16 protein-coding genes and 4 pseudogenes are annotated in these 23,870 nt (G+C 59.2%); 12 read left to right on the forward strand and 8 right to left on the reverse strand.

Translation table 11 applies throughout. The annotated features are described in order from the left end of the window. From ABVQ20_RS36480 to ABVQ20_RS36490, 3 genes and pseudogenes are all read left to right on the forward strand, one after another. Window positions 1–1,447: Coenzyme F420 hydrogenase/dehydrogenase, beta subunit C-terminal domain (locus ABVQ20_RS36480; protein ID WP_354464675.1), on the forward strand; the 1,447-nt coding region annotated here is incomplete at its 5' end. Window positions 1,448–1,689: 242 nt separating this feature from the next. Then, window positions 1,690–2,217 (forward strand): annotated as a pseudogene (locus ABVQ20_RS36485) (transposase); the annotation flags it as partial. A gap of 243 nt (window positions 2,218–2,460) precedes the next feature. After that, entirely contained in the window at window positions 2,461–2,688 is a 228-nt protein-coding gene (locus ABVQ20_RS36490) for a transposase (RefSeq protein ID WP_354464767.1), read from the forward strand. Between the two features lie 247 nt (window positions 2,689–2,935). Here the strand turns inward: ABVQ20_RS36490 and ABVQ20_RS40590 are convergent, their stop codons facing one another. The 4 genes from ABVQ20_RS40590 to ABVQ20_RS36505 all read right to left on the reverse strand — a co-directional run bounded on the left by ABVQ20_RS40590 (window position 2,936) and on the right by ABVQ20_RS36505 (window position 5,997). Continuing rightward, window positions 2,936–3,136 carry a hypothetical protein gene (locus tag ABVQ20_RS40590; RefSeq protein ID WP_435528491.1) on the reverse strand — a complete coding sequence of 67 codons (201 nt, stop codon included), beginning with the start codon at window positions 3,134–3,136 and terminating at the stop codon, window positions 2,936–2,938. Between the two features lie 44 nt (window positions 3,137–3,180). Then, a complete protein-coding gene (locus ABVQ20_RS36495; protein ID WP_435528492.1) occupies window positions 3,181–3,924 on the reverse strand; it encodes a tyrosine-type recombinase/integrase in 744 nt (247 codons plus the stop codon). A gap of 88 nt (window positions 3,925–4,012) precedes the next feature. Continuing rightward, window positions 4,013–4,840 (reverse strand): tyrosine-type recombinase/integrase, encoded by an 828-nt coding sequence (locus tag ABVQ20_RS36500; RefSeq protein WP_354464676.1) that lies wholly within the window; start codon window positions 4,838–4,840, stop codon window positions 4,013–4,015. Continuing rightward, window positions 4,834–5,997, reverse strand: a complete 1,164-nt coding sequence (locus ABVQ20_RS36505) for a tyrosine-type recombinase/integrase (RefSeq protein ID WP_354464677.1) — start codon at window positions 5,995–5,997, stop codon at window positions 4,834–4,836. Before ABVQ20_RS36505 ends, ABVQ20_RS36500 begins: the two co-directional genes overlap by 7 nt. Window positions 5,998–6,538: 541 nt before the next feature. Between ABVQ20_RS36505 and ABVQ20_RS36510 the strand changes: the two genes are divergently transcribed. The 8 genes and pseudogenes from ABVQ20_RS36510 to ABVQ20_RS36545 all read left to right on the forward strand — a co-directional run bounded on the left by ABVQ20_RS36510 (window position 6,539) and on the right by ABVQ20_RS36545 (window position 20,468). Next, the gene (locus ABVQ20_RS36510) at window positions 6,539–7,021 is read left to right on the forward strand and encodes a LysR family transcriptional regulator (RefSeq protein ID WP_354464678.1); all 483 of its coding nucleotides are present in this window, start codon (window positions 6,539–6,541) and stop codon (window positions 7,019–7,021) included. Next, window positions 7,018–8,256 (forward strand): MFS transporter, encoded by a 1,239-nt coding sequence (locus tag ABVQ20_RS36515; RefSeq protein ID WP_354464679.1) that lies wholly within the window; start codon window positions 7,018–7,020, stop codon window positions 8,254–8,256. The genes ABVQ20_RS36510 and ABVQ20_RS36515 overlap by 4 nt, the downstream gene beginning before the upstream one ends. A gap of 9 nt (window positions 8,257–8,265) precedes the next feature. Next, window positions 8,266–8,655, forward strand: coding sequence for a hypothetical protein (locus tag ABVQ20_RS36520; RefSeq protein ID WP_354464680.1), 390 nt, complete (start codon window positions 8,266–8,268; stop codon window positions 8,653–8,655). 11 nt (window positions 8,656–8,666) lie between these two features. Continuing rightward, complete coding sequence (locus ABVQ20_RS36525; protein ID WP_354464681.1) at window positions 8,667–9,575, forward strand: LysR substrate-binding domain-containing protein; 909 nt, start codon at window positions 8,667–8,669, stop codon at window positions 9,573–9,575. Between the two features lie 246 nt (window positions 9,576–9,821). Then, a pseudogene (locus tag ABVQ20_RS40595) lies at window positions 9,822–10,084 on the forward strand (5-methyltetrahydropteroyltriglutamate--homocysteine S-methyltransferase); the annotation flags it as partial. Between the two features lie 867 nt (window positions 10,085–10,951). Next, window positions 10,952–11,650, forward strand: coding sequence for a class I SAM-dependent DNA methyltransferase (locus ABVQ20_RS36535; RefSeq protein ID WP_354464683.1), 699 nt, complete (start codon window positions 10,952–10,954; stop codon window positions 11,648–11,650). 83 nt (window positions 11,651–11,733) lie between these two features. After that, window positions 11,734–18,996: an alpha/beta fold hydrolase gene (locus ABVQ20_RS36540; RefSeq protein WP_354464684.1), complete on the forward strand. Its 7,263-nt coding sequence runs from the start codon at window positions 11,734–11,736 to the stop codon at window positions 18,994–18,996. Window positions 18,997–19,649: 653 nt separating this feature from the next. Then, window positions 19,650–20,468, forward strand: a complete 819-nt coding sequence (locus ABVQ20_RS36545) for a 4'-phosphopantetheinyl transferase family protein (protein ID WP_354464685.1) — start codon at window positions 19,650–19,652, stop codon at window positions 20,466–20,468. Window positions 20,469–20,904: 436 nt separating this feature from the next. On the opposite strand, the pseudogene ABVQ20_RS36550 reads toward ABVQ20_RS36545, so the two are convergent. Next, window positions 20,905–21,172 (reverse strand): annotated as a pseudogene (locus ABVQ20_RS36550) (hypothetical protein). 162 nt (window positions 21,173–21,334) lie between these two features. Between ABVQ20_RS36550 and ABVQ20_RS36555 the strand changes: the two are divergent. Continuing rightward, a complete protein-coding gene (locus tag ABVQ20_RS36555; RefSeq protein ID WP_354464686.1) occupies window positions 21,335–21,550 on the forward strand; it encodes a helix-turn-helix domain-containing protein in 216 nt (71 codons plus the stop codon). Between the two features lie 169 nt (window positions 21,551–21,719). On the opposite strand, the gene ABVQ20_RS40600 is transcribed toward ABVQ20_RS36555, so the two are convergent. The 3 genes and pseudogenes from ABVQ20_RS40600 to ABVQ20_RS36570 all read right to left on the reverse strand — a co-directional run bounded on the left by ABVQ20_RS40600 (window position 21,720) and on the right by ABVQ20_RS36570 (window position 23,799). Further along, window positions 21,720–22,124 carry a hypothetical protein gene (locus tag ABVQ20_RS40600; protein ID WP_435528499.1) on the reverse strand — a complete coding sequence of 135 codons (405 nt, stop codon included), beginning with the start codon at window positions 22,122–22,124 and terminating at the stop codon, window positions 21,720–21,722. Then, window positions 22,064–22,659, reverse strand: a pseudogene (locus tag ABVQ20_RS36565) (amino acid kinase family protein). Before ABVQ20_RS36565 ends, ABVQ20_RS40600 begins: the two are co-directional and overlap by 61 nt. Before the next feature lie 447 nt (window positions 22,660–23,106). Beyond that, on the reverse strand, window positions 23,107–23,799 hold the full coding sequence (locus ABVQ20_RS36570) for an OmpW/AlkL family protein (RefSeq protein WP_354464768.1): 693 nt from the start codon (window positions 23,797–23,799) through the stop codon (window positions 23,107–23,109). Between the last annotated feature and the right edge of the window lie 71 nt (window positions 23,800–23,870).

The following is a 23,870-nucleotide window of genomic DNA, read 5'->3' on the forward strand; positions in this document are numbered from 1 at the left end:
CGATGGACAAGCAGAGGAGGATCGGTTGAAACAGTTGCCTATCGTTCAGAAAGTGTTCGGGTCGGAGGACGAGCGCGAGGGCCTGCGAGCATTTGCCGAGAAGCGAAAGCCCGTTTGGCAGGGGGCTGATTGCGGCGCACCGTTAGTCGCTTCCCATCAAAGCGAAGCGTGCCAAGAGGCTACAATGAGAGTAAATATCGAAGATGTAACCACTCAAGGGCTTTGCATGGGCTGCGGAGCTTGCCACAGCCTGCTTGGTCCGGACGCAGTGGCCCTTCTAACGGCTGATGACGGATTGCACGAACCGGTGCGCCGACGAGACCTCACCGAGCGCGAGATCGACGTTTTCAACGCTGTCTGCCCCGGGGTGAACATATCTGTTCCAGACTACGTGAATACTGATATGACAGACCCAATGTGGGGACCACGGCGTATGCTATGGAAGGGGTATTCGTCCGATCCCGAGATACGGTTTCAAGCGTCATCCGGTGGAGCCCTGACCTCCCTTTCACTTTTTGTGCTCGAGTCCGGTTTGGTGGAGCAGATCGTCCATCTCGCACCCGACCCAAATCGACCAATGCTTTCTCGGCCTCATCGATCCCGCACCCGTGAACAAGTTCTGGCGGCCATGGGGTCGCGCTATTCGCCATCGGCGCCCCTGAGTGACATCGCCGATGTATTGGCAGAGGGTCGAACTTTTGCCTTTGTCGGCAAACCGTGCGATGTCACGGCCCTTCAAAATCTTAGCAGGCTTGATGAACGCGTAGCACAACTATGCAAGTACACATTCACCCTGTTTTGTGGCGGCTTTCCCGGATTGGGCAAATATAGACCTCTCCTGTCGGAATGGAACGTTGCCGAAAACGATCTTTCTTGGTTCCGCTACCGCGGACATGGCTGTCCGGGGCAAACTGCCGCTGGTACGAAGGACGGCCGAACTTTCCAGGTGAACTTTTGGGATCTCTGGGACGACGAAACCACATGGCAGAGCTACTTCCGATGTCGCTTTTGCCCTGATAGCATCGGCCTGTCGGCTGATATTGCCGCAATGGACTGCTGGCAAGATGCCAATCCAAAGCAGGAGGACGAGGGCTGGAATTCATTGCTTGCGCGAACTGAAGCCGGAGAACAAGTCCTGAAAGAGGCCCTTGAGGCTAACTATATTAAACTCACGGAACCCTGGACTTCAGAACATCTTGAGTGGTCGCAGCCTCATCAGAGTCGCCGGCGGCGTGGCATCCTGGCGCGATATGCGGCTTTTGCCGACGCTGGAGTCCCTGTGCCGAGAGTCGAGGAAACGGCTCTTGAGTTCGTTTCTCACGAACCCGGCAGCGAAGCTTTTGCCGCAGAGCAGGCGTGGACCGCGAGGAAGTTAACAGCCGGAGCAAACCGCAGGCCTACACCAAAGATCCCCACAAAAAGTGCGTCTGAATCCGGCCCCCGCTGAGAGATCCGATTTGCGCCGCTTATCTGCATGGAGAAGCTGTACCCATTCGAACCGCTTTGAACAGGTCGCCATCTTGGCCCTCCAGCGGTTGCCGATTCCGACGAAGCCGCCCCCTGAATCCGAGATTATTCCGCCCCCTGAGGTCGATGCACGGCTGGTCTGATTTTTTCATTTCGTTCGCATGTGGTATCAAGGTTTGTTGGGCTGTTTCGGCGCGAGCTTTCGTCGGTGAGGTCGATGCCAATTACCTGATTGACATGGACCACGCCGTCATCGTGGACGTCGAGGCGAGCCGAGGTTGGCGTGGCGTGCACGATGATCGAGCGCACCCAGGATCGCTTCGGCGTCCATCCGGGGACGCTGGTCGCAGACGCACCTGCGGCTTGGCCGAGATTCTGGGGCACGAATCGCGGGATCCAGCGGCACATCCCTGTGTTCGACAAGTCTGAGCGTCGCGACGGCAAGCGGGCCGACCTCACCTACGACCGCCGCGGCGATCTCGATACCTGTCCGGGTGGGAAGGAACTGCGACAGCGCCACAAGGACTACAGGATGCCTCGCCCTCTCGTCGATGAGAACGGGTTGATGCGCTACCGCGCCAGCAACCTCGACAGTGACGCCTGTGCCCTCAAACCCCGCTGCTGCCCGAATGCGCCGGCCCCCAAGATCCTGCAGTCGATCCACGAGGGCCCTCGCGACATGGCACGCGACATGCTGCTACCGACGCCTTCGTCATCTTGCGCCGCCAGCGGAAGAAGTCACAGCCGCTGCCCCGAACCTCCCCAAGCTCGCCAGCTGATCTCTATGCCCGCGCCCAGACCGGCGGTAAGCGATGTTCCGACGGCACCTTTCGGGGATGGGCGTGAAGGACGAGGTTCGGAGCCTTTGAGGGCTTCGACATATGACGATTTCAGAGCTTACGCTTAAGTCGAACGATTTGGAGCCGGTGCGCCGGTTCGAGGTGTTCACGGGCTCCGGCGGGCGACGCGAGTGGCCTCCAGAGGAAGGCGCGGATCGTTGCGGAGAGCTACGAGGCTGGCGAGACGGTTTGTGCTGTAGCTCGCCGATATGCGCTTTCCCCACAGCAACTGTTTGCTTGGCGCCGGGCTGCGCGTCAGCGGAGGCGACGGCATCAGAATCCCTGTTCGTTCCTGCGGTGGTTGCAGCGTCCTTGTCGGAACCCGTGGCGCAACGTCCAGGACGACCACGGAAGCACAAGGCGGTCCGCGACGCCGGCGTGATCGAGCTTGAGATTCGACGGGATCGCCATGCGCGTTGGCCGCGGCGCCGACACCAAAACGGTGGCTGCTGTAATCCGCGCGCTGAAGGCGACGTCGTGATCGGGTCGACGGGTGCGGTCAAGGTCATGGTGGTGACAAAGCCAGTCGACTTCCGGAACTATGCGGCGACCATGATTATGCAGAGCCGAGGAGGCTGGTAGGCGCATCTTCGGCCTTGTGGCGCCCATCGACTCTGCATAACAATTCGCTATCCTGCGGCAAGCATCGCGATCAGTTTATCCGGCGGGCGGAATTTGCCTGGCTTTATGCCGAGCGGTTCCAGAGCGTCGAGCATCTCGAGTTTTTCGGTCGGGTCAGCGCGCAGGTAGATCTCTGTGCTCTGGAGAGTGGCATGACCGAGCCACAGCGCCACCTTGCGGATATCCCGCGTGGCCTGAAGCATGTCCATGGCGCAGCTGTGTCGCAGTACATGAGGTGATATCGCCTTTGTCGCTAACGTGGGCGCGCCGCTGACCGCGGCGGCGGCGTGTTTTCAAGGATGTATTCGAAGCCGGAGCGGGTCATCATCCGGCCGGCGTTGTTCAGGAAAAGCGCCGTCTCCCCATCCTTGGGTCGGACCGCAATCCAGGCCCGGACCGCGGCAGCGGTCTCCTGCCAAAGTGGCAGCACGCGCTCTCGTCGTCCTTTGCCGATGATATGGATGCTGGCCGGCGACCGCCAGCCGAACTGATCCAGCGCGAGGCCGACGAGTTCGGAAACGCGCAGGCCGCCGGCGAAAGCCAGATGCAGCATGGCTCGATCTCGGATGCCCGATGATGTGCGCCGATCCGGTGCATCGAGCAGTGCCTGCACTTCGGTACGCGATAGCGAAGCCACGAGCGCCTCGTCAATCTTCTTCATCGGAATAGCGTGCACCCGAAGGGCCTGATCCAGTACTGCGGGGACGCGGTGCTCGAGATAGCGGAAGAAGGACTTCACGGCAGCCAGCCTTGCGTTGCGCGAGCGGGGCTTGTTGCCACGCACCGCCTCGATATGTTCGAGGAAGGCGAGGATTGTCGGCACATCGATATCTTCGATCTGTAGCAGGCAGGGTCGTTTGCGCAATCGTCGCGCGGCGAACGTCACCAGCAATTGGAAGCTGTAGGCATAGGCCTCGCAGGTATGAACGCTGGCGCACCGTTCGCGGGGAAGGTGTTCGCGAAGAAACGCGGTGAGGTGCGGGGCGAGCTGGGTCATGCCGGCACTCCCCGGTGCAAACCCTCGCCGACCGCCGCCATGTGCGCCATCAGCTCGGGCGTTGCCTCAAGGTACCAGTAAGTATCGGTCACATGGGCGTGACGTGCCCCAGATAGGTGCTCAGGGCGGTGATATGCCGCGCGACAGCCTGGGCATCGTGCGCACAGCGTTCGAGAGAGCGAACGGCAAATGTGTGGCGAAGATCATGGATCCGCGCTCCTCGCGATCCTGGAGCGCCGCGCAAGCTGATCGATCGAGCGACTTGCAGGAAGACCGTTATCACCGTCGGATAGGCCGGCGGTGTTCCCTGATGCGAAATGAAGAGTGCATCGCTCTGGCTCGAGGACTTCAGGCGAGTGGTAAGGTATCCATCCAGGGCGCGTCCGGTTGACGGGTGGAGCGGCAGCAACCGGCTCTTCTTGAACTTGGTCTGGGCAATGATCAACCCATCGTCGGTCACGTCCGGCAACCGAATCGCGATCGCCTCCGAAACACGCATGCCGGTCGCCGCAATCAGCCCGAACATCGTGGCGTAGGTGAGCGGTCGGATCGACTGGTCGGGACCAAGTCGATGAGCGGCGTCGATCAGCTGTCGGATATCCTCGGGGCTGTAGATATAGGGCGTGCGGCGCCTGCGAGTGGCGCGGCCGAAAAGATCAGCGGAGGGCACCTCGTGGCGCGGGTCTGCGGCCTGCAGCCCGATCGCGAAGCGGCGTACCGTCAACAGGCGGTTGCGTTGTTGCTCGGGCGACGGCGCTTGCTGCGCCCACTCACGCACGGTCGCCGTCGTTATGACATCCTCACCGCGATGCTCGGCAAAGGCGACAAAGTTGCGCAGGAGAATGCCCGGGGTCCGAAACTTGTATCCCAGGGCACGGTGCAGCGCCGCATGATCGGCGAGGAGCTGACTCAGCATGTAAGTTCTCCCGGCCACGGCTGAGCAATCTGCTCCAGCATTGGAATATCGACTTTGGCGTAATGTGCGGTCATATCGAGCGAACGGTGACGCAGCACCGTGCCAACAGCTTCAAGCGTGGCTCCCGAGCGTAGCATCGAGGTCGCTGCGGAGTGGCGCAGCAGGCTAGCTCCGGTCGAGGGAGGATTGGAAATGCCCGCCCGCTTCAGCGCCAGCGCTACGATCGTGGAGACATGGCTAGACCGCGAGAATGACCGGTAGGGCGCGACCATTCCAAGAAAGACTGCCTCTTGATGCACGCGAGGCCGCTCCTGCTCGATGTATGCGAGCAGCGCGTCGCCGACATCCTGCGGCAGCGGCAATCGAACTTGGCGGCGCGCTTTGCCACTCAAGTCGACATCGCTGAGTCTGAGCCCGGCCACATCTCCGGCCCGCAGCCCCAGGCGTGCCAGCAGAAGCAGGATCGCACGGTCCCGCAGGCGCCCTCTGGTGAGTTGATCGCAGGATTCAATGACGCGTTCGACATCCGGCGGCACCAAGATACCGCGGCAACGACGAAAGGCGCCATTGCAAGACGGGCGGGATGGCGTGATCGAGGTTGGGGCGGCACAGGCCAGCACCCGCGAGGAAGCGAAGATAGCAACGCAAGCGCTCGTTATGGTCCGCAGGTCGGCCGGTCCGGTTCGCTCGCGCCACTCGCGGACCACATTGCGGACGAGAGCGGCATCAGAGTCGTGGGTCGCCGTGCCGAGTTCCGGCAGCAGCTTATGCAAATGATGAAGGTGACGGGCGATCGTTCGTTCCGAAAGTCCCCGGTGGACGCGCAACCACCCCTGATAGTCGTCAAGCAAGGGATATGGCGACGCGACCTTCAACGGCGCACGCCCGACACCGACCTGTTGGAGAAAGACGCAGAATCGCTTGGCGCGACGCCAATAGTCAGGTGAAACGCGCTGCCATCGCCGGCTACCGGGACACCGGCACCGATGTTCGGAAAAACGACCAATGACATCGTCATCGATGCTGTCGCTCGAGATACCTACGCTACCAAGCCAGGCTGCAAAATGACGAGCCGAGGCCGTGTAGCCTTCAATAGTCAGCGGCGTATATCTTTGCGCGGCCAGACTTGCCGCGAACTGATCGATCTGTGGCGACAACGGTCCCGGATCGAGGAACCAATGACCACATTATTAGCATCCATCTTCGCTCTCCTCACGATGTTGAACCATCGCGAGGAGTATAGTTATGCGGAGCGAAAGCGTGCCTACAGCTTCCTTAACTATCTGGAAAAGCGCAACGATCTGTCGGATGTCAAAGCCCGCTCCGCATAATCATAGTCGCCGCATAGTTACGGTTTGCTCCACATAACCGCAAAGGAGCGGAGGGGCTGGCGGCGCTGGTGCGCGAGACTATGGGGGCCGAAGCTGCACAAGAATGTCGGAAGTTCGACGAAGGGTCGCCAGGGCCGGGCCGTCGGTATGGACGAGTGCTGCAACGCAAACGGCGCGCGAATTCGGCACGCAACTTGCGTCGATGATTTGTCACGGGGGACGTCCGCAACGCGTCACGGAGGCGAGTGGTGATGGATCAGTCTCTCGAATTTGGCGTGTGTAAGGTGGCGGCAGTCCTTTATGGGCTAGAGGACGACGTGGATACACCGTTGTTTGGTTCGCGACTGCCGATCTGATTGGGGTGTCAATGGTTCATCGTTATTATGATCTCCCGTCCTTGACCGCCCTCGCGGTATTCGAGGCCTCTGTACGCCATCTGTCGTTCAAGCTTGCGGCTTCCGAGCTCAACGTCACGCCCAGTGCGGTTAGCCGGCAGATTAAGGCCATTGAGGACGAGCTCGGGGTTCCACTGTTTGTAAGGCTTGGAAGCGGCATGCTTACCAGCGCCGGCGAAGACCTCTACGCTGTACTAGCAAGCAGTTTTTCCAAGGCCTCTCATGTCGCCAGGACCCTCAAGCGCGGCGATCGCTCCAAGAATGTCACGATTGCGCCCGCGTCTGCCCGAAGAACTGCCAGACCCATGTTGCGGCCGACAAGGTGCAACTCGTCCTGCCCGAGACCGGGGTGTGTACCACGACGTTCCCGGCCAGGGATGCTGGCTGCTGCGTCGCCAATGCTATCGCCAACAACGCAGGCAACCGGGGATGCGGCTTGCGGAGTCGTCGCGTGAGCAAAACCACTTCAAACCCGCCTGCGCCAATCGGGGATGCGCCCCGTCTTCGGACGGTAATTCCCGTTCTCGGCGTGACGCAAATCCTCGCATGGGGTTCGTCCTACTACCTGCTGGCCGTGTTGGCGCAGCCCATCGCCCGCGACACAGGATGGCCGTTGGCCCGGATTGTCGGTGGCCTTTCGCTCGGCCTGCTCGTCGCCGGCATCGTCTCGCCGCGTGTCGGTCACAGCATCCAGCGGCTCGGCGGCCGCCTTGTATTAGCGACGAGCGCCGTGTTTCTCGCTGCCGGGTTGATCGGTTTGGCGCTCTCGCCCAACCTGCCACTTTACACCGTTTCATGGCTGGTGCTTGGCATCGGCATGGGCGCGGGCCTCTACGACCCGGCATTCGCCACAGTCGGCCGGATATACGGCCGGCGTGCGCGAACCGCGATTGCGACAGTGACCCTGTTCGGCGGCTTTGCCAGCACCATCTGCTGGCCGCTCTCAGCCTTGTTGGTCGCCGAGTTCGGCTGGCGAAACGCATGTCTTATCTATGCGGGCATCCACCTGCTCATCCTGCTGCCGCTCTATCTGTTTGCGCTGCCGAAGGAGCAGAAGCGGGGGACGCGTGCCGTCGGCACCAGTGGTCGTAGCGAGTTGGTGGGGCCCGCTGTACCAACGGGCTTGATGCCGCTGTTTGTGCTGATGGCGCTCGTCTTTACCGTCAGCTCGATGATTTCGACGATGCTCTCCGTCCATCTGCTGACAATCCTGCAACCTCGTGGCATCGCCCTCGCCGCCGCGGTCGCGCTTGGGGCGATCGTCGGGCCATGCCAGGTTGGGGCGCGGGCGATCGAGATGGCAATCAGCCGCTTCTATCATCCGATCTGGACCAAGTTTGCGTCGGCCGCATTCATTGCCATTGGCGTCGGTCTTCTGTGGGCGAACGTACCGATTGTGGCTGCTGCGCTTGCCTTTTATGGAGCGGGAATCGGCATCGAGTCTATTGCCCGCGGCACGCTACCGCTCGCCGTATTCGGCGAGCATCACTATCCTGCGATCATGGGCCGCATCGCAATGTCGAGCCTGATCATGCAGGCCGCATCGCCCTCGCTGGGAGCGGTGCTGCTCACGAGGCTTGGTGTGAACGGTGCGCTCGCCGTTCTGTTTGCGGTGGCGGTCGTAAATGTGTTGCTGGTGATGGTTCTTTTCGGCGTAATGCAGAAACGGGGATCGGCAAAGCGTGTTTGAGATCAATCCTTGGATCCGATCGTTTATCGGGGATATCGCCATTTTTTGGCACTTGGTGGCAGCGTGTTTCGGCTGATCAACCTCGGCTGCGGTAGGCAATCGTATGCGGGCTCGATATGCCCAAAGCTTCTTGTGTCCGAAGCTGCACAAGAATGTCGGAAGTCCGACGAAGGGGTCGCCAGGGCCGGGCCGTCGGTATGGACGAGTGCTGCAACGCAAACGGTGCGCGAATTCGGCACGCAACTTGCGTCGATGATTTGTCACGTTCGCAACGCGTCACGGAGGCGAGTGGTGGTTGATCAGTCTCTCGAATTTGGCGTGTGTAAGCTGGCGGCAGTCCTTTATGGGCTAGAGGACGACGTGGATACACCGTTGTTTGGTTCGCAACTGCCGATCTGATTGGAGTGTCAATGGTTCATCGTCATTATGATCTCCCGTCCTTGACAGCCCTCGCGGTATTCGAGGCCTCTGCACGTCATCTGTCGTTCAACCTTGCGGCTTCCGAGCTCAACGTCACGCCCAGTGCGGTTAGCCGGCAGATTAAGGCCATTGAGGACGAGCTCGGGGTTCCACTGTTTGTAAGGCTTGGAAGCGTCATGCTCACCAGCGCCGGCGAAGACCTCTACGCTGTACTAGCAAGCAGTCTTTCCGAGGCCTCTCATGTCACCAGGGCCCTCAAGCGCGGCGATCGCTCCAAGAATGTCTCGATTGCCTGCACATATTCCTTTGCATCGATGTGGTTGATACCGCGCATGTCACGCTTCTGGACCAAGTATGGTGACGTTACCGTCGACCATCTTATTTCCGACAATTCGCGCGACTTCCGGCGCGCTGAAGTCGACTTACGAATTCGCTACGGCTTCGGCTCATGGCCCGACGAGACCGCCGAATTTCTGTTTGACGAGTTGATCTACCCGGTCTGCGGTCCTGGCTTTGCCCGGAAGCACCGGAATGCTACTGCTGAATCACTTCCTGAGCTTCCGCTCCTACACGGCGAATGGGTCAATACTGAATGGACCGGATGGGACGAGCTCTTCCGCCGCGCTGGCATTCCTCACGGACCGCTTCGTGGCCGCAGGTTCAGCAAATTCTTCGTGACCTTGCAGGCGGCCCAGGCTGATCAGGGCGTTGCCGTGGGTTGGCATCGGCTGGTGCGGCCGCTGCTAGAAGAGGTCAAGCTCGTCAAGATTACGGACCTCGAACTGCCTGCACCAGGAGGTTGGTATGTGACGTGGAACTATAACCGGACCCTATCGCCGGCGGCGGAACTGCTGCGCGGATGGTTGCGGGAAATCTCGCCTGAAGAGCGGGGCGCCTGAAGTTAAAACTCATGCCCGGCGTGCGCACCAAAAATCAGGCCATAGCGCTGCTGGCCTCCTCACGATCCTCAATTCTCTGAGAAACTGAATTCGTCTTTGGTCCCCCTGTGAGGTACACAGGCTGTTTCGGCAGGCGCATTCGCCTCCAATGGCAGGTCATTCCTGCGACGGAGGCCCACATGATCCAGCTGATCGCACCCTTTTGGCATGGCGATTTTGCCGACGAACCTCACGTAATGTATCTGTATCCCACCCTTTCCGACCACAACGAAGGTCCGTTCCCGCAGACAACGGACGTGCGCGAGGGCCCCGCGCGGCGCAGAACAAGGGCGAGTTGAGCTATTTCGACTTCGAAGCCTTCCTCAGGGCGCAAGACGGAGATTGCCATCCGTTGGCAGGAAGGATCAGCCTCGATGTGCTTTTGTACGGCGAAATTGAGCGCAACGATATAGTGCAGTCACAGTCCCTTCAACGAACAGCTTTCAGGCTTCGCCTTCACGAAAAACGCTTGAATGGAGAGCTACGGCTCACGGCATGTCAGCCCGCCAATCATCTATGGCGACGCGTTGAAGACGTCGGCGAGGCGGCGGCTCGCCAGAATCTCAGCGGGACGGCAACGAGCGGCCAGCAAACGCATCACGGGCCCTGTGGTCGCAAGAAATAGCCGCATGGTTGAGGCCAGAAGCGCCGCGATGCCGTCAGGATCTGCGAACGCAGCAGATCGAGATGACGAATGATTCTGCGAGCGCGAGAATTGCGATGCCCTCTGTGCTTTCCGTTCTTTCTTCCAGCCAGGAAACTCGGACGGAAAATTCTAGTCCAAATCGGCGCGCTTTATCGGGGGGCACATCACTCCATCAGCGCGAGGTTCCAACGAGCCCGGGCCATATTCGGCGTCTCAGCTAGCAGACTTTCGGCCCCCAGACGAAAGTCCCTATGATTCACCTTCTTCAGTTTGACGAATTGCCAATATTACTTCTCACGATATTAAAATATCTGCAACGAAATGAAATGAAAGTCAAAACAATTTAACTTATTTATACTTGCCTGTTAGCGCAAAAATTCGATATATATTCTGCCATCGTTACGTATCAGGCTTATAACCAAGCCCCACCATCACCTTGCTCGTGAAAGGAGGAAGTCCCATGTCTGCTGGAGAGGTTGGCAGAAGCGCCCGTGCGGCCACTCGTTTTCGCAGGACCGAACGCCGGCAGCATCAGGCGCCGATGATCGCCAGCTCCTGGGAAACCGGCTATCCGGTAGCCGACTCCGTGTGGTCGGACAGTCATGCTCAGCAACACGGCAAGGAACCGCTTATAGATCAGCCGCGGCCATTGCGCCGCCAATGACCACCTGCCCCTACATGGAGGAACGTCATGAATACCCTCGATCAACGTACCGCACTGGAGCAAGCCGCACAAAAGCGCATCAAGGATTCCCATGCCCTCGACGGCGACGTCGGGCGCTTAGCCCACTTCTATCGCGGATGGGCGAGTTCCTATGACCTGGATGTTGGCCGCGAGGGGTACTGCGGGCCGACGGTCGTTGCGGAACTGGCGGGCGCCGTGCAGACAGCGTATTTGGCCAATGACCGAGCAGCCATCGCAATCCTAGACGCTGGGTGCGGAACAGGTCTTGTCGGCGCGCAGTTGAAGCGCCTCGGCTTCCAGTTGCTCGACGGGTTCGACCTCTCCGAGGAGATGGCCGGCAAGGCCCGGAAAACTCGCGTCTACCGCCATGTCCAAGGCGATGTCGACCTTAACGGGCCGCTCTCCGACTACTGCAGTGCGACTTATGACATTACGATCTGCTGTGGCGTCTTCACGCTCGGGCACGTCCGACCGGTCGCACTGCGCGAATTGGCTCGCGTCACGCGCCCCAACGGATTCATCATCGCAAGCACCCGCAAAAGCTATGCGGAGGCCACATCCTTTGAAGATGAGGTGCGGCGTCTGCAGGATGCGGGCGTGCTGGTGACGGCACAGTGTCTAAACGACGGCAAATACATAGCGGAGGAGGGCGCACACTACTGGGTTTTCCAAGTGCCCCATAGGGCCAGCGCACCGGCAGGATAGTGCAATTCGGAGGGGAAATGACGCAAGTGCCTAAGAGGGCCGGTGCCTGCAAACGGAATCTTCATTGGCATAGGTGGCCAGAAATGAAACACTCTCTTCCTGAGACCAAAACTCTATTGAAGGTCGTAAAGAGCTCGCTCGAACCGTCGTATCGGATATTTTGCTTCCCGCATGGGGGTGGCAGCGTCCAATCGTTCCGTAGTTGGTCTGACTATCTCCCCGAAGACGTCGAGCTGATTTGCCTGGATCTTCCCGGGCGCGGTAAACGGTCAGCTGAGGCAGCCATTCGCAGCATGGACGTACTGGCTCCCATGATCAATGATGCGCTCCGCGGGTACAGCGACCGGCCTTTCATATTCTTCGGTCATAGCACGGGTGCCCTCGTAGCTTACGAGATCGCCCGCTCGCTTGAGAGCGCCGGTAGGCCCTCTCCCTTTCATGTGGTCGTGTCTGCTCACAAATCGGCAGATGTGCCGGCGGATCAACCACCGACGTATAGGTGCGCGGATGATGAGCTGACCGATCTGGTCCGGACCCTCGGCATGGTTCCTCCGGAGGCGCTGGCAAATGAGGAACTCCTACTGGATTTCATCTTGCCACCCCTGCGGGCCGACTTCGAACTTGCGGAGACTTACGATCGCAGCCTGCCAACGCCTCTCAACGCGGCGATCACCGCAATGGGGGGAGTTGAGGATGAAATGCTGAATGCTGATGACTTAGACGAATGGCGTCGATTTACGACGTCGCGATTCGCCCGGGTTATGTTTGATGGCGATCACTTTTTCACCCATTCCATGACTGAAGAAGTAGTGTCTACCCTTCTGCGCGAGGTGCGGGAGGTGAAAGCACAACTCCCGGCTTCAATTCGAATTGCCGAGGCCCTGCCTTATCCTGATCTGCCACTGCATGACCGCCTCCGCGAACAAGCGGCCCTCAGCCCGGAGGGGCCCGCCGTTGTCTCTGAGGCTGCGATCCTCACGTACCGCGAGCTCGACGACCTGAGCGAGACCCTATCCAGATATCTCCTCGGACGTGGGCAGAGCCTAGGTTCGCATGTGGGTATTCTTATGGATACTTCACCTGATTACGCCGTCGCATTGTTCGGTATTCTTAAGTCCGGGGCGGCCTATGTCGTGCTTGACAAAGCCCAACCCGTTGCGGCGCTCAGCCGGATACTCAAGAAGGCAGCCGTCGAAATCGTTGTCACAAATAGCCATTTCACAGCTAGCCTTCCGCCTGACTGGCCGGGTCTTGCGCTGTCGCTCGACGAGGATTGGCAAGCGCTACTCGGCGACGCCGGTCCGGCCAGTCCGCAAGCGGTCCATCTCGATGCCCCGGCCCAAATCGTATTTTCGTCCGGCACGACTGGTGAACCGAAGGGGATCGTCTGCCCCCACCGGAGCGCTGTATGCTCTTACCATTGGCGCTATCACGCGCTGCCGTACGCGCCTGATGAGCGCGAGGCGGTTAATATCTTCTTGGTCTGGGAGATAATGCGGCCAATCCTCGCCGGGATGCCGGCCTACCTGATTCCTGACGACGTCATTTACGATCCAAACCGGCTGGTCGAATACCTGGAGCGGAACCGAATTTCCAGAACACTGTTCACCCCTTCACTGCTGGATGTGCTTGTCGGCAGCGGCGTCCTCGACGTCCCCTCCCGCCTTCCGGATCTCCGGTTGATTTACCTAGCAGGTGAGGTGGTAACAGCAGCGTTGGTTGCGCGTGTGAAGGATGCGCTGCCGCATGTCAAAATTATCAATAACTACGGCGTAGCGGAGACCTATGACGTCACTCATGTTGACCTGAGCGAGATCGATCCTGCGACCACGCAAAAGGTCGTCCCGGTCGGTCCGCCTCAGCACAACGTCAGTGTCTATGTCCTTGGGGAGCAGCGTGACCCCGTCCCGCTGGGTTTCTTGGGCGAGATCTTCGTCGGAGGCGATGCAGTGGGTCACGGATATCTGAACAGCCCGGAGATGACACGGGAACGCTTCCTTCCCGACCCGTTCCGCGCTGATGGCACGATGTTCCGCACGGGCGATCTCGGCCGCATGCTGCATGGAGGCCAGTTGGAGATTATCGGGCGCTGCGCTTTCATGGTGAAGATCCGAGGATATAGCGTCGTTCCCGCCTCTGTAGAAGCTGCTTTGCTTCGGTACTCCGACGTCTGCTCCGCTGCGGTTGTGCCGGAGCTCGATCCGACGACCGGCCAGCCTGATCGACTGATCGCTTATGTAGTCTTACGGAATAGGGGCAAGGGCTGGCAGGCGGCTTTGCGGTCGCATTTAAAGTCTGAGCTGCCACACTACGCGATGCCGTCAGGCTTCGTCGCTTTGACGGAATTGCCTATTGCTGCGAACGGGAAACTTGATCGGTCGCGCCTCCGCGAAGTCATGGAAGAGGCGTGCACTCCCGTGACAGGTGCCGACGAGGTCGAACCCGCACTTCGCGCTGCCTGGCGCGACCTTCTCCAGGTGGAAGCTGCCGATCCGAGCGACAACTTTTTCGATTGCGGCGGCCATTCCCTTCTGGCTGCCCGTCTCTGCACGCAGCTTCGCGAGAGTCTGAAGACGGAGCTCCGCGTAGTCGAGGTTTTCCTCAACCCGACTTTCAAAGAGCTTGCGGCTCTTCTCCGCAAACGCCTCGGCGAGCAGGGACAGCCCCAAAACCGGACGCTCCCCAAAACACCGCCAGTCTCGCCGGGCATTGCCCATACCAAGGCGGTCGACGGGCGACGCGGCACCGGGATGGACATTGCGGTGATTGGCATGACCGCGCGTTTCCCCGGCGCGGAGACTATTGAGGCGCTCTGGGGCAACCTCTGCCAAGGTGTCTGCTCGATCATACCCCTCTCAACGCAAGTCCTCAAGGCGCGGGGGATTCCGGAGGGTGTGCTGAAACGTCCCGATTATGTCCGCGTGGGCGCCCATCTCGATGATGTGGACGCCTTCGATCCGGGTTTTTGGGGCTTATCGCCGCGTGAGGCGACGTTAATGGACCCGCAGCATCGACTGTTCCTCGAATGCTGCTGGAAGGCACTAGAGTCCGCAGGATACACGCCAACCCGGCACGAGGGCCGGACGGGTGTCTTCGCCGGTTCGTTCCTGCCACTTTATCTGCTGCATCATTTGAAGGGGGGAAGCCTTCTCGATCCCACCGACGCCCTGCTGGCTTGGCTGACGGAACTCGGCAACGACAAGGACTATCTTGCCTCGCGCGTGTCCTACATGCTGAACCTCAGCGGCCCAAGCATTGTGGTGCAAACCTCATGTTCAACAGGGCTGGTCGCTATCGCAACTGCCGCTCAGTCGCTCGCGGCCGGTCATTGCGATATGGCGCTGGCAGGCGCGGCCAGCATCATCTTCCCTCAAGCGGGATATCAGTATGTAGAAGGTTTCATCAATTCCTCGGACGGCGTGTGCCGCGCCTTTGATGCCGATGCCAACGGCACGGTGGTCGGAGATGGGGTAGGGGTTGTTGTTCTCAAGCGCCTCGAAGATGCGCTCGCGGCGGGCGACCCTATCCACGCAGTGGTGAAAGGATGTGCCATTAACAACGATGGCCACACCAAATCGTCTTACTCGGCGCCAAGTGCGCAGGGACAGGCCGCTGTTGTGCGCCAAGCACTTGAGTCCGCAACCCTCAACCCTGCCGACGTGGAATACATCGAAACTCACGGGACCGGCACCAAGGTGGGTGATCCAATTGAGGTCAGCGCTTTGGCAGAGGCTTTCGCTGGGCGAGCGGAAACTGGCAAGACCTGTGCGCTCGGGTCAATCAAACCAAATATCGGTCATGCCAATATCGCCGCTGGGATCGCGAGTTTTATAAAGACGGTGCTCAGCCTTCAGCAAGGCGTAATCCCCCCGACCATCAACGTCAACCGGCTGAACAAGGACTTGAATCTGGAAGAGACACCCTTCTTCATCAATGAGCAGCTTAGACCCTGGCCCCGTAAGCAGGGTCGCGCCCGAACTGCCGGAGTCAGTGGCTTCGGTATCGGCGGAACCAACTGCCATGTTGTGCTACAAGAATGGATTAACGACGACGTAAGGGCCTGGCCCGGATCGGTCGCGCGGGGATCCCACGCCCTATGCCTATCCGCAAAGACGCCGTCGGCGCTAAGCCGGGCCTGCCGGAATCTAGCCGGATTCCTGCGGCGCAACCGGGATGTCGATCTCAGTGACGTCGCTCATACGCTACGGGTGGCGAGATGTCATTTTGATCATCGGACGGTCGTTGTGGCAAGCAACTTGGACATGGCCATCAAGAGGCTAGAGGAAGAGGCGGATCGCGCGGCTGATCAAGCCCTTTCCTCGCCGTCGATTGCGTTCATGCTGCCGGGCGGTGGAGTGCAGCACGCGGGAATGTTCAAGGACCTGTTTGATCACGTGTCCGACTTTCGCGAGACGTTCCTGACTTGTGCCGCCGCTAGTCGCCCCATCCTGGATCGTGATCTGGAGTCACTCGTGTTTGGGGAAAATGACGGCTACGCGGCCGCTTCCTTCGAAGAAATCAACCTCATGATCTTCTCCGTGCAGTACGCTATGGCACAATTGCTGGAAGCGTGTGGCGTGCGTCCCGACTACCTGGTGGGACACAGCATGAGCGAATACGTCGTGGCCAGCCTAGCGGGCATTCTGAAACTGGAAGACGCTATGGCCCTCATGGTCGCTCGTAGTCGCGCGATGGCGAATCTTGGCGTCGACGGCGCTATGCTTGCGGTCAAATGCAGCCCAGAGGAGGCTGAACGCATTCTCGAGGGAGACGCTTGGCGTGACCGGGCTGAAGCTGGCGAGATTGGTGTCGGTGTCGTGAATTCCAAAACTAGTGTCGTGTTCACCGGGAAACGGGACCTGATTGAAAGGCTTCAGGAGGGGCTCGAAAAAGCAGAGATCCCCAACCAGATCCTCAATACAGCTGGCGTCCCTAGCCATTCTCCGCTGATGAAACCGGCAGCTGATATTATCGACGCACATGTCCGCACGCTCGAGAAGCGAGTACCGGATTTGGCCATCGCTCCCAATTCAGGAGGATATCTGCACCGGGCGAAAGTGCCTCTACCCGAGACTTACTGGAGCAGGCAAGCAAGCGGAACGATCCGATTCGATCGGTCTCTCGCGGCCATCGTCGCGGCCGGCGCAACTGCGCTCATTGACGTCGGTCCCTCGCGCAATCTGGCGCGTTTCGCGCATGAAATAATCAATTCAGAGGATCGTAAGGCCAGAGTTTCTGCGGTGGTCTCAGCCACGCGCGGGAAGGATGACCAGGAGTTCACCGATCGTCACGTTCTTCTGGAATGTCTTGGGAACCTCTGGTCCTTGGGTGTTGCGGTGGATTGGAAACGGGCCAGTGATCAATTGGAACCGTTCGGTTCTCGCCGCAGGATCTCGCTTCCGACGTACTCGTTTGATCGTCACCGTTGCTGGCCGGACGGTCAGCCTGCTGGCTTGACGGTTCTGCCGCAGACCGGGGAGCGAGAGCGGCGCAGGGGAGAGGTGTTCACTTATGTGCAGAGTTGGACAGAGAAAATGCTTCCCCGCACGGTTCCCGGTGACGGAAGAACAAAGGCGCTTCGTTGGCTGGTGCTCGCCGATCGGCCGTTTGGTGAGGCGGAGCGCGCGGGAGACGTGCTGGCAAACAGCATCACGCGGCAGTTGGAGGATGCGGGTCATGAGGTTGTTCGTGTTTGCCGACGAGCCAAACCCTCGAACCCACCCATGAAAGTCAAAGGGTCTATCATCATGATCGACCCCACCCGAGAGGGCCTGAAGGCGCTCTTCGACGCCGAGATCGCCTCGGACCGTCCCGTCGATCGGATTCTCTGCCTCTGGCACCTGAGCGGCTGCGCCGACGCGTCCGGGGACCCGGGTACGGTGCAGACCGATCTTTTACGGAGCTACGACGCGATACTCGATTTGGCGCGAGTGCTCTCCACACTGACATTCCAGACTCCGGTCGATGTCTGGATTGTTGGTGACCGGATCGTCCAGGTGGGTGAGGAACCTGTAGATCCCGAAAAGGCGTGCGTCTTCGGTCCCGCCATCGTGCTGCCGCAGGAGAATCCGATCGTGGATTGTCGGGTTGTGGACCTGAACATCCGCGACCCGGGGGTTACTGATCGGCTCGTTGCTGAAATCGGGCGCGACGTGCCTAGTCCCGATGCGGTCGTTGCCCTCCGCGGGAACCGGCGGTGGGTACTGCACTTCCCGGAGGTGGCCCTCGCCGGACAAACTCCGGGAGGAGAGGAGGTCCTCCGACCCGACGGCGTCTATGTGATCACAGGAGCTCTCGGAAAGATTGGTCTTTCCCTGACTGAACATCTCGTAGCCCTTGGAGCGACGGTCGTCGCGATAACCCGCCGTGCGGTACCCGACACTTTGGATTGGACGTCCGCGGATCTCGATGACAATGGCTGGATGCGCCGATTGGCCGCGCTGGATAGCGCAAAGGGTCAGGTGATTCTTCGCCAGGCCGACGTATCCCATTTCGACAGCCTGTTGGGGGCGCTCGAGATCACGGTTCGGGAGTTCGGGCGGGTCGATGGTATCTTTCACGCGGCCGGACTGGCCGATCTGAGGTTCCTTTCAGAGATGGAGGACACGACCTTCGCCAGTGAGTTTGCCTCCAAAGTCGCAGGAACCCGCAACCTTTACAGTGCGATCAAGCGGATCCAGTCCACCTACGCCCAATTACCTGAGTTCGTCTTCCTTTTCTCGTCCCTTGCGTCCATTCTCGGCGGACCGGCAATGGCAGATTTTGCGGCGGCGACCAGGTTCGTGGACGCATTTGCACGCCAGGTGCTGGGCAAACTCGGCGTCCGGTGGATCAATTCCAACTGGGATGACTGGGATTACTCCTACGACTGGCAGGTGACCGCCGCGTATGAGACATCTAAGGCAAAGGATTTGGCACTCAGTCCCGACGAGGGAATCGACATCATCAAGCGCATACTGGCAACCGTTGAAAACGGCCAGGTGATCGTAGCGACGCGACCCTTGTCTCCACGTTTAAGGCAATGGGCCGATCAGATCCGGACAATCACGAGCGACGATCCGGACGGAGAGAAAATATCTCCGTCCGAAGAAGCCCGAAAAAACAAGGAGAGCGTGCTAAGCGACGGTAATCTCAGGAATGTCTTCCTCAATGAAGTCAAGTCTCTCCTGAACGTCACGAAAGTAGGATTGGACGACAACTTCTTCGAAATAGGCGGGGACAGCCTTCTCGCCACCGCACTTCAACTTCGTTTGAAGAATAGCGACCGCTGGAGGGCGCCTCGATTGGATGAGATCTTCAAGGCAGCGACGTTCGGCGATCTGTACGAACGGATCTGCCAGACGTAATCCCCACCAGTCGCAATAACGTAGCAGAAAGCATCATCCCTGCAACGCTATCGGTCCGGCGTGGTGTGCGGACGCTGCTCGATCCTCATCGATTCGACACGGCACACGCCGACATTTCAGTTTGTCTGGTTGAGGGACAGCGATCCGGCCCTGCGGCGGGCAACGGTCAGAACAGTCACGACCCGTTCAGCTTCGAGATTGCCCCCTCTCGGCGATCATGCCTTCGCGGGCACCATTCTGCTCTCTGGAGGTTAAGGATCACGGTCAAAGAATGGCCGATTAAGACTCTCTACGGCCCAGTTCGCTGACTTTGAGCGCATGGCGGGCTACAAGTCCGCTCTGCCATCCGTGGCGAGATGATCATGAACCCTCGATCTATCTTGAAGAATGTATCTAAAATGGCTGCTCTTTCTCAGTCACTCGGTCGCATTTTTGTCTGCAACGATTCTCAACTTCATGCGGGCGCGAGTGCGGCGGATATCTGACATAGACTTAGCCCTAATGGTCACGATCCTGATCTATTATGTCGGGCTGGCGGCAAAACGGGTCGTGTGCTCCTGCTCTAGATTCGTTGAGAATTGGGCACGTCACTTCAGTCTGCGGCGATGTTCTAGGCTGCGCCCTGCGGCCGCGGTTCCTCCTCAGGTTTCTGTATGAGCACCCCAACCGCGACGCACCTCATTGCTCTCTTAGCCCACTCGCGCGGATTTCTTAACGATGTGACCTTGCATGATACTGACTACGCCAATGCGGTCCTAGTGCACGGCCGGTTCGATTTCGAAAGCTACACGGAGAACTTATTTGACAAACTCGCATTACGCTGCCCTGCCAGCCTGTCCACAGCGTTACCCATACGCCGAGCCGAGTTTCTGGCCGGTCGAGCGATGGCGCGCGCAGCATTGCTAGCGCTGGGCCAAGCCGCCCCCGAGATTCCCATCGGTCCCGACGGCGCCCCACTCTGGCCTCGATATTCTGCCGGTTCAATAACCCACGCGCGAGGGCATTCCGCGTGTTTTGCCATTGCCGATGGAAGCTGGCATGCCGGTGTGGACGTCGAGGCGCTGGCCAGTGGTCATGCACTGGAGTCAATCCTGTGCATGACCACGAACGCAGCTGAACGTGCCTTGATCGCTCGACAGACGGCTCTCCCTCCAGCTCGGCTGGCGACGCTGCTTTTTTCGGCCAAGGAAACACTCTTTAAAGCGCTCTACCCCTTGGCACGGCGCTTTTTTGGATTCGACTGTGCCGAACTACGCACCGGTCCTGCAAATGGGCGCTTACGACTGCATCTAACTCAAGCTCTTTGCCGGGAGTTACCTGAGCACGAACCCTACGACATTCGCTTTAATATCGCCGAGGACTACGTATTCACTTGGTTGGCCGTGCGTCGATTGCAAGATGAAAGTGTTCAACCCGGCCAATCTATCCGCCATTCTGCTTCATTTTTTAATTCGGCAGAACCAACGGCGTGAGCCAATACCGGTTTAGCGACTGGTTGAATGTCTTTCGACAGAAGTCTCTGTCTTCTCGTTCACGGGTGAGCCAAGGACGTGTTCGGTTAATCGCGTGTTTCGATGTTCATCAGCCCCCAACGCAACGCGTTTCGCCAACTGGCCAAATGAGCATCGGCGGTTGTAGGCGCTTGAAACGTCTTAAATAGTCCTGCGCAGCACGGATGAATTGCCAAAGCCCGGTTTCCGGCGGAAGCGAGTTGTCGTCGCCTCCGGTTTATCCTCCAGGCACTCGACGGCTCCCCTGCGGGTTTCGCACCGGGAACTCGCCGAAGTGCTGCTCCGCGAGTCGCTGGTCCAGGCTACTGGACATATCCCTGCGATCATGTGGGAGACCCCATTCGCCGCCGGGCGCGGCCACGCGCTCATGAATGGCGTGTGCAGGGCGTCCCTTGCTTCAACGCAACGAAGCGCACTGCGCAATTCGGTCACTGGCGAACAATTCCTTGTAGCCGCTCGTCACTATCCAGTTCGCGCGGTCGAGATGACTGCGAAGAGCCTTCCGCGCGCTCCGGTTGGCACGCCGGATCAATGCCGAGGATCCGATGGGCCATTTCCTCTTTAGTGGCGTTGTCGGCGCAAGCATCGAGCAGCTGCATATAGGTCGTGAAATGCTCTTTGTTGTACGCCGTTAGGCCCTCCGACCAGGGGACTTCTTCTATGATTTACGGCTTCATGACGAACTTTGAACCTTTTCGGGTTTCCGGCGCATGTAGAGCGGTTCAGTGGTGATCCGCACAAAAGGGCTCTGTCGACCAGTCCTCTAAAGCGAATAGGAACGATCATTCCTAGAACGATACTTCCCCCGTTCAGGTGCCTGTCTCGCTGTGGACCTCAAGGAGATCATGGCGATTAATATGCGTCGTTTGCGCCATGAGCAAAACCTGACGCAAGAAGAGCTAGCTGTGCGCGCTGAGCTTAGCATGCGCCACGTGGGTTCGATCGAACGCGCCCGTGTTTCTGCGAGCGTGAGCGTGCTCGGACGGTTGGCAGCCGCACTGACCGTTTATCCCTGCGCTTTGGTTAGATCGCCGCAAAAATAGCAGCAATGTTTGCGATCCGGGTGCCCGAACTAATCATCCGCGAACTCGGGCTGCCGCTGAATGGTGTGCGCGCCTATAGATCGCCGCCCCTCGCGGTATTTCCCGGCCATAGCCATGCGCTCCTTCTGGGCTTCGGAGCGAAAGTCGCGAGAGATGCGCATGCGGCCGGTCACTGTAGCCCGTGTGCCTTAATGGGCAGGGTGGGGGCGCGCTCGGGCGGATCTCTCGGCCAATCCCCGTTGTCGAGTTCGCCGGTCGGCGGATTACGCCGCTCATCTGCCCCGTTTGCACGGCCGTCGGCAATAGCTGGTGGAGCGCCGAAAGCCTCCATCGTCGCCATCGACAACGCCGCAGCTCTTCGGACCACCGGATGGTGAGGCGGATCTGGATGGTGCAGCGGATCAGCCGATGCGGAACCGAGCAGAAGGGCGCTGTCGACCTCGACGTGGTAATCGGGATCCACTTGGTCAACTTCCATTTGACATTGTTCGAACGGTGCCGCCGGCAACGGCCTCAAGGCTGCTCGCTCGATCTCCTCGAACAGTTGCCGGCGAGGTTTGCCGACATGGCGCATTGGCCGGCTTTAGCGAGCGGAAAAAACCACGTGGATGGCCCACCGTTCTCGATGGCCGCGAGAGGGTAAGATTTATTTCCTCTCGCAATGACCATTTCACAGCCCGCGTCCGTGGCAATCCTTGCTGCCATCAACTTTGTCACCATGCCACCCGAACTGTGGCGAGCGAGGGAATGCCCCGCCATGGCCTCTATCTCGGGAGTAATGCATCGAACCTCTGTCACCAGACGGGCTGCGGGGTTGTAGTGCGGGTCTTCCGAGAAGAGGCCATCTACATTGGAAAGCAAAACCACAACATCGGCGTTTACCATCTGCGCGACCGTGCCGCTAGCCGATCATTGTCGCCAAAACAGAGCTCCGCCGTTGCGGTCGTGTCGTTCTCGTTGACCATGGGTACGGCGCCAACTTTGAGAAGTTGTTGACGGGTTGAAGGCGCATTGAGCCGGCGATGCTGATTGTCTATATCTTCGCGGGTCAATAGTATTTGCCCAACGCCAAAACCATGGCGGTTGACACTCTGTTCATAGGCACACATGACTCGAACCTGACCCGATAGCGGCGGCTGTTTTCTTCTCCTCAACTCGCAGAGATCTGTCCAGATGGTTAAAGTGACTTTAGCCGACCGCGACAGCACCAGAGGTGACGATGATCACCTGCTGCCCGCGTGCGAAAAATCGGACGACATCCTCTATTAGCGTCTCAAGCCAAGGACCGCGTATCTCTCCGGTTTCTGCATCGCAGATCAGTGCTGAGCCAATCTTCACTATCAGCCGGCGAGCCGAAAGCAATCGGATCGGGCTTGTTGGTGCTGCCGTTGAGTGTTGCTGCACTAGAAGTGAAGACACGTCTCTCCAATCTCACCTGAGCGTCACGGCCTTGGAGGGTATAAGGGCGCACGAGGCGCCCTTCATTTCAGGTCGGCTGCCCAAATGAGCGCTTACTTCGTGGTCAGGGCTTCAACAAGCCGCCTGCGCCTTTCGTATCAGAAGCGGTAGGTGACACCTGCCCCTAACAACCAGGGATCGAGCGCGGCCTTCCCCGTCAGTTTCGCCCCGTCAACCGTGACGTCGAAGTCTGGCTTCAGGAACAGCTTCTTCACGTCGAAGTTGACGCCCCAGTGCTGATCCACCATGTAATCGAACCCGACCTGCAGCGCGGTGCCGAACGTGTTCTTAACATTGAGAGCATCGGCACTACCGGCATCCTGGTTATAGAAGATCGTGTAGTTCACGCCGGCGCCGACATAGGGCTTGAAAGCGCCGAAATCGGTAAAATGATACTGCAATGTGAGCGTGGGCGGCAGCAGCCAAACCTTGCCGATATTGCCCAGCCCGCCGATCGTTCCTTGGCCCGCGATGTTGGCATAGGTGGTGCCGAGGATAAGCTCGGCGGCGATGTTGTCGGTGAAGAAATAGGAGATATCGAGTTCCGGCGTGACGGTGTCCGAATAGGAAAGACCGGATCCGGGCACCGCATTGACGTAGCCGGAATCCTTAGTGATGACGCCCAGCGCCCGCAGGCGGATCTGCCAAGGGTTTGGCCATTCCGTGACCGAGGGTCCTGTCTGCGGGGCGCTCGCGGCTTGTGGAAGCTCCGCCGCGACGGCCTGCTGTCCCACCATCATGAGGACGGCCGCTGTTACTGCCCGCGCCACGCCCATTCGCTTTCTCGCCATGATATTCTCTCCTTGCTCTTCAAAATTGATGCACTGCACTATGAAAAATCCTGCTCGAATTAGTTGAGATT

The sequence above is a fragment of the Mesorhizobium shangrilense genome (genome assembly GCF_040537815.1).
Classification (GTDB): Bacteria; Pseudomonadota; Alphaproteobacteria; order Rhizobiales; family Rhizobiaceae; genus Mesorhizobium; species Mesorhizobium shangrilense.

Bases quoted from the DNA above. Each gene is read 5' to 3' on its own strand.
- ABVQ20_RS36570 (WP_354464768.1), bottom strand. From the start codon at position 23,799: ATGGCGAGAAAGCGAATGGGCGTGGCGCGGGCAGTAACAGCGGCCGTC.
- ABVQ20_RS40590 (WP_435528491.1), bottom strand. From the start codon at position 3,136: ATGGACATGCTTCAGGCCACGCGGGATATCCGCAAGGTGGCGCTGTGG.
- ABVQ20_RS36495 (WP_435528492.1), bottom strand. From the start codon at position 3,924: ATGACCCAGCTCGCCCCGCACCTCACCGCGTTTCTTCGCGAACACCTT.
- ABVQ20_RS40600 (WP_435528499.1), bottom strand. From the start codon at position 22,124: ATGCGCCATGTCGGCAAACCTCGCCGGCAACTGTTCGAGGAGATCGAG.
- ABVQ20_RS36545 (WP_354464685.1), top strand. From the start codon at position 19,650: ATGAGCACCCCAACCGCGACGCACCTCATTGCTCTCTTAGCCCACTCG.
- ABVQ20_RS36510 (WP_354464678.1), top strand. From the start codon at position 6,539: ATGGTTCATCGTTATTATGATCTCCCGTCCTTGACCGCCCTCGCGGTA.
- ABVQ20_RS36500 (WP_354464676.1), bottom strand. From the start codon at position 4,840: ATGCTGAGTCAGCTCCTCGCCGATCATGCGGCGCTGCACCGTGCCCTG.
- ABVQ20_RS36535 (WP_354464683.1), top strand. From the start codon at position 10,952: ATGAATACCCTCGATCAACGTACCGCACTGGAGCAAGCCGCACAAAAG.
- ABVQ20_RS36540 (WP_354464684.1), top strand. From the start codon at position 11,734: ATGAAACACTCTCTTCCTGAGACCAAAACTCTATTGAAGGTCGTAAAG.
- ABVQ20_RS36525 (WP_354464681.1), top strand. From the start codon at position 8,667: ATGGTTCATCGTCATTATGATCTCCCGTCCTTGACAGCCCTCGCGGTA.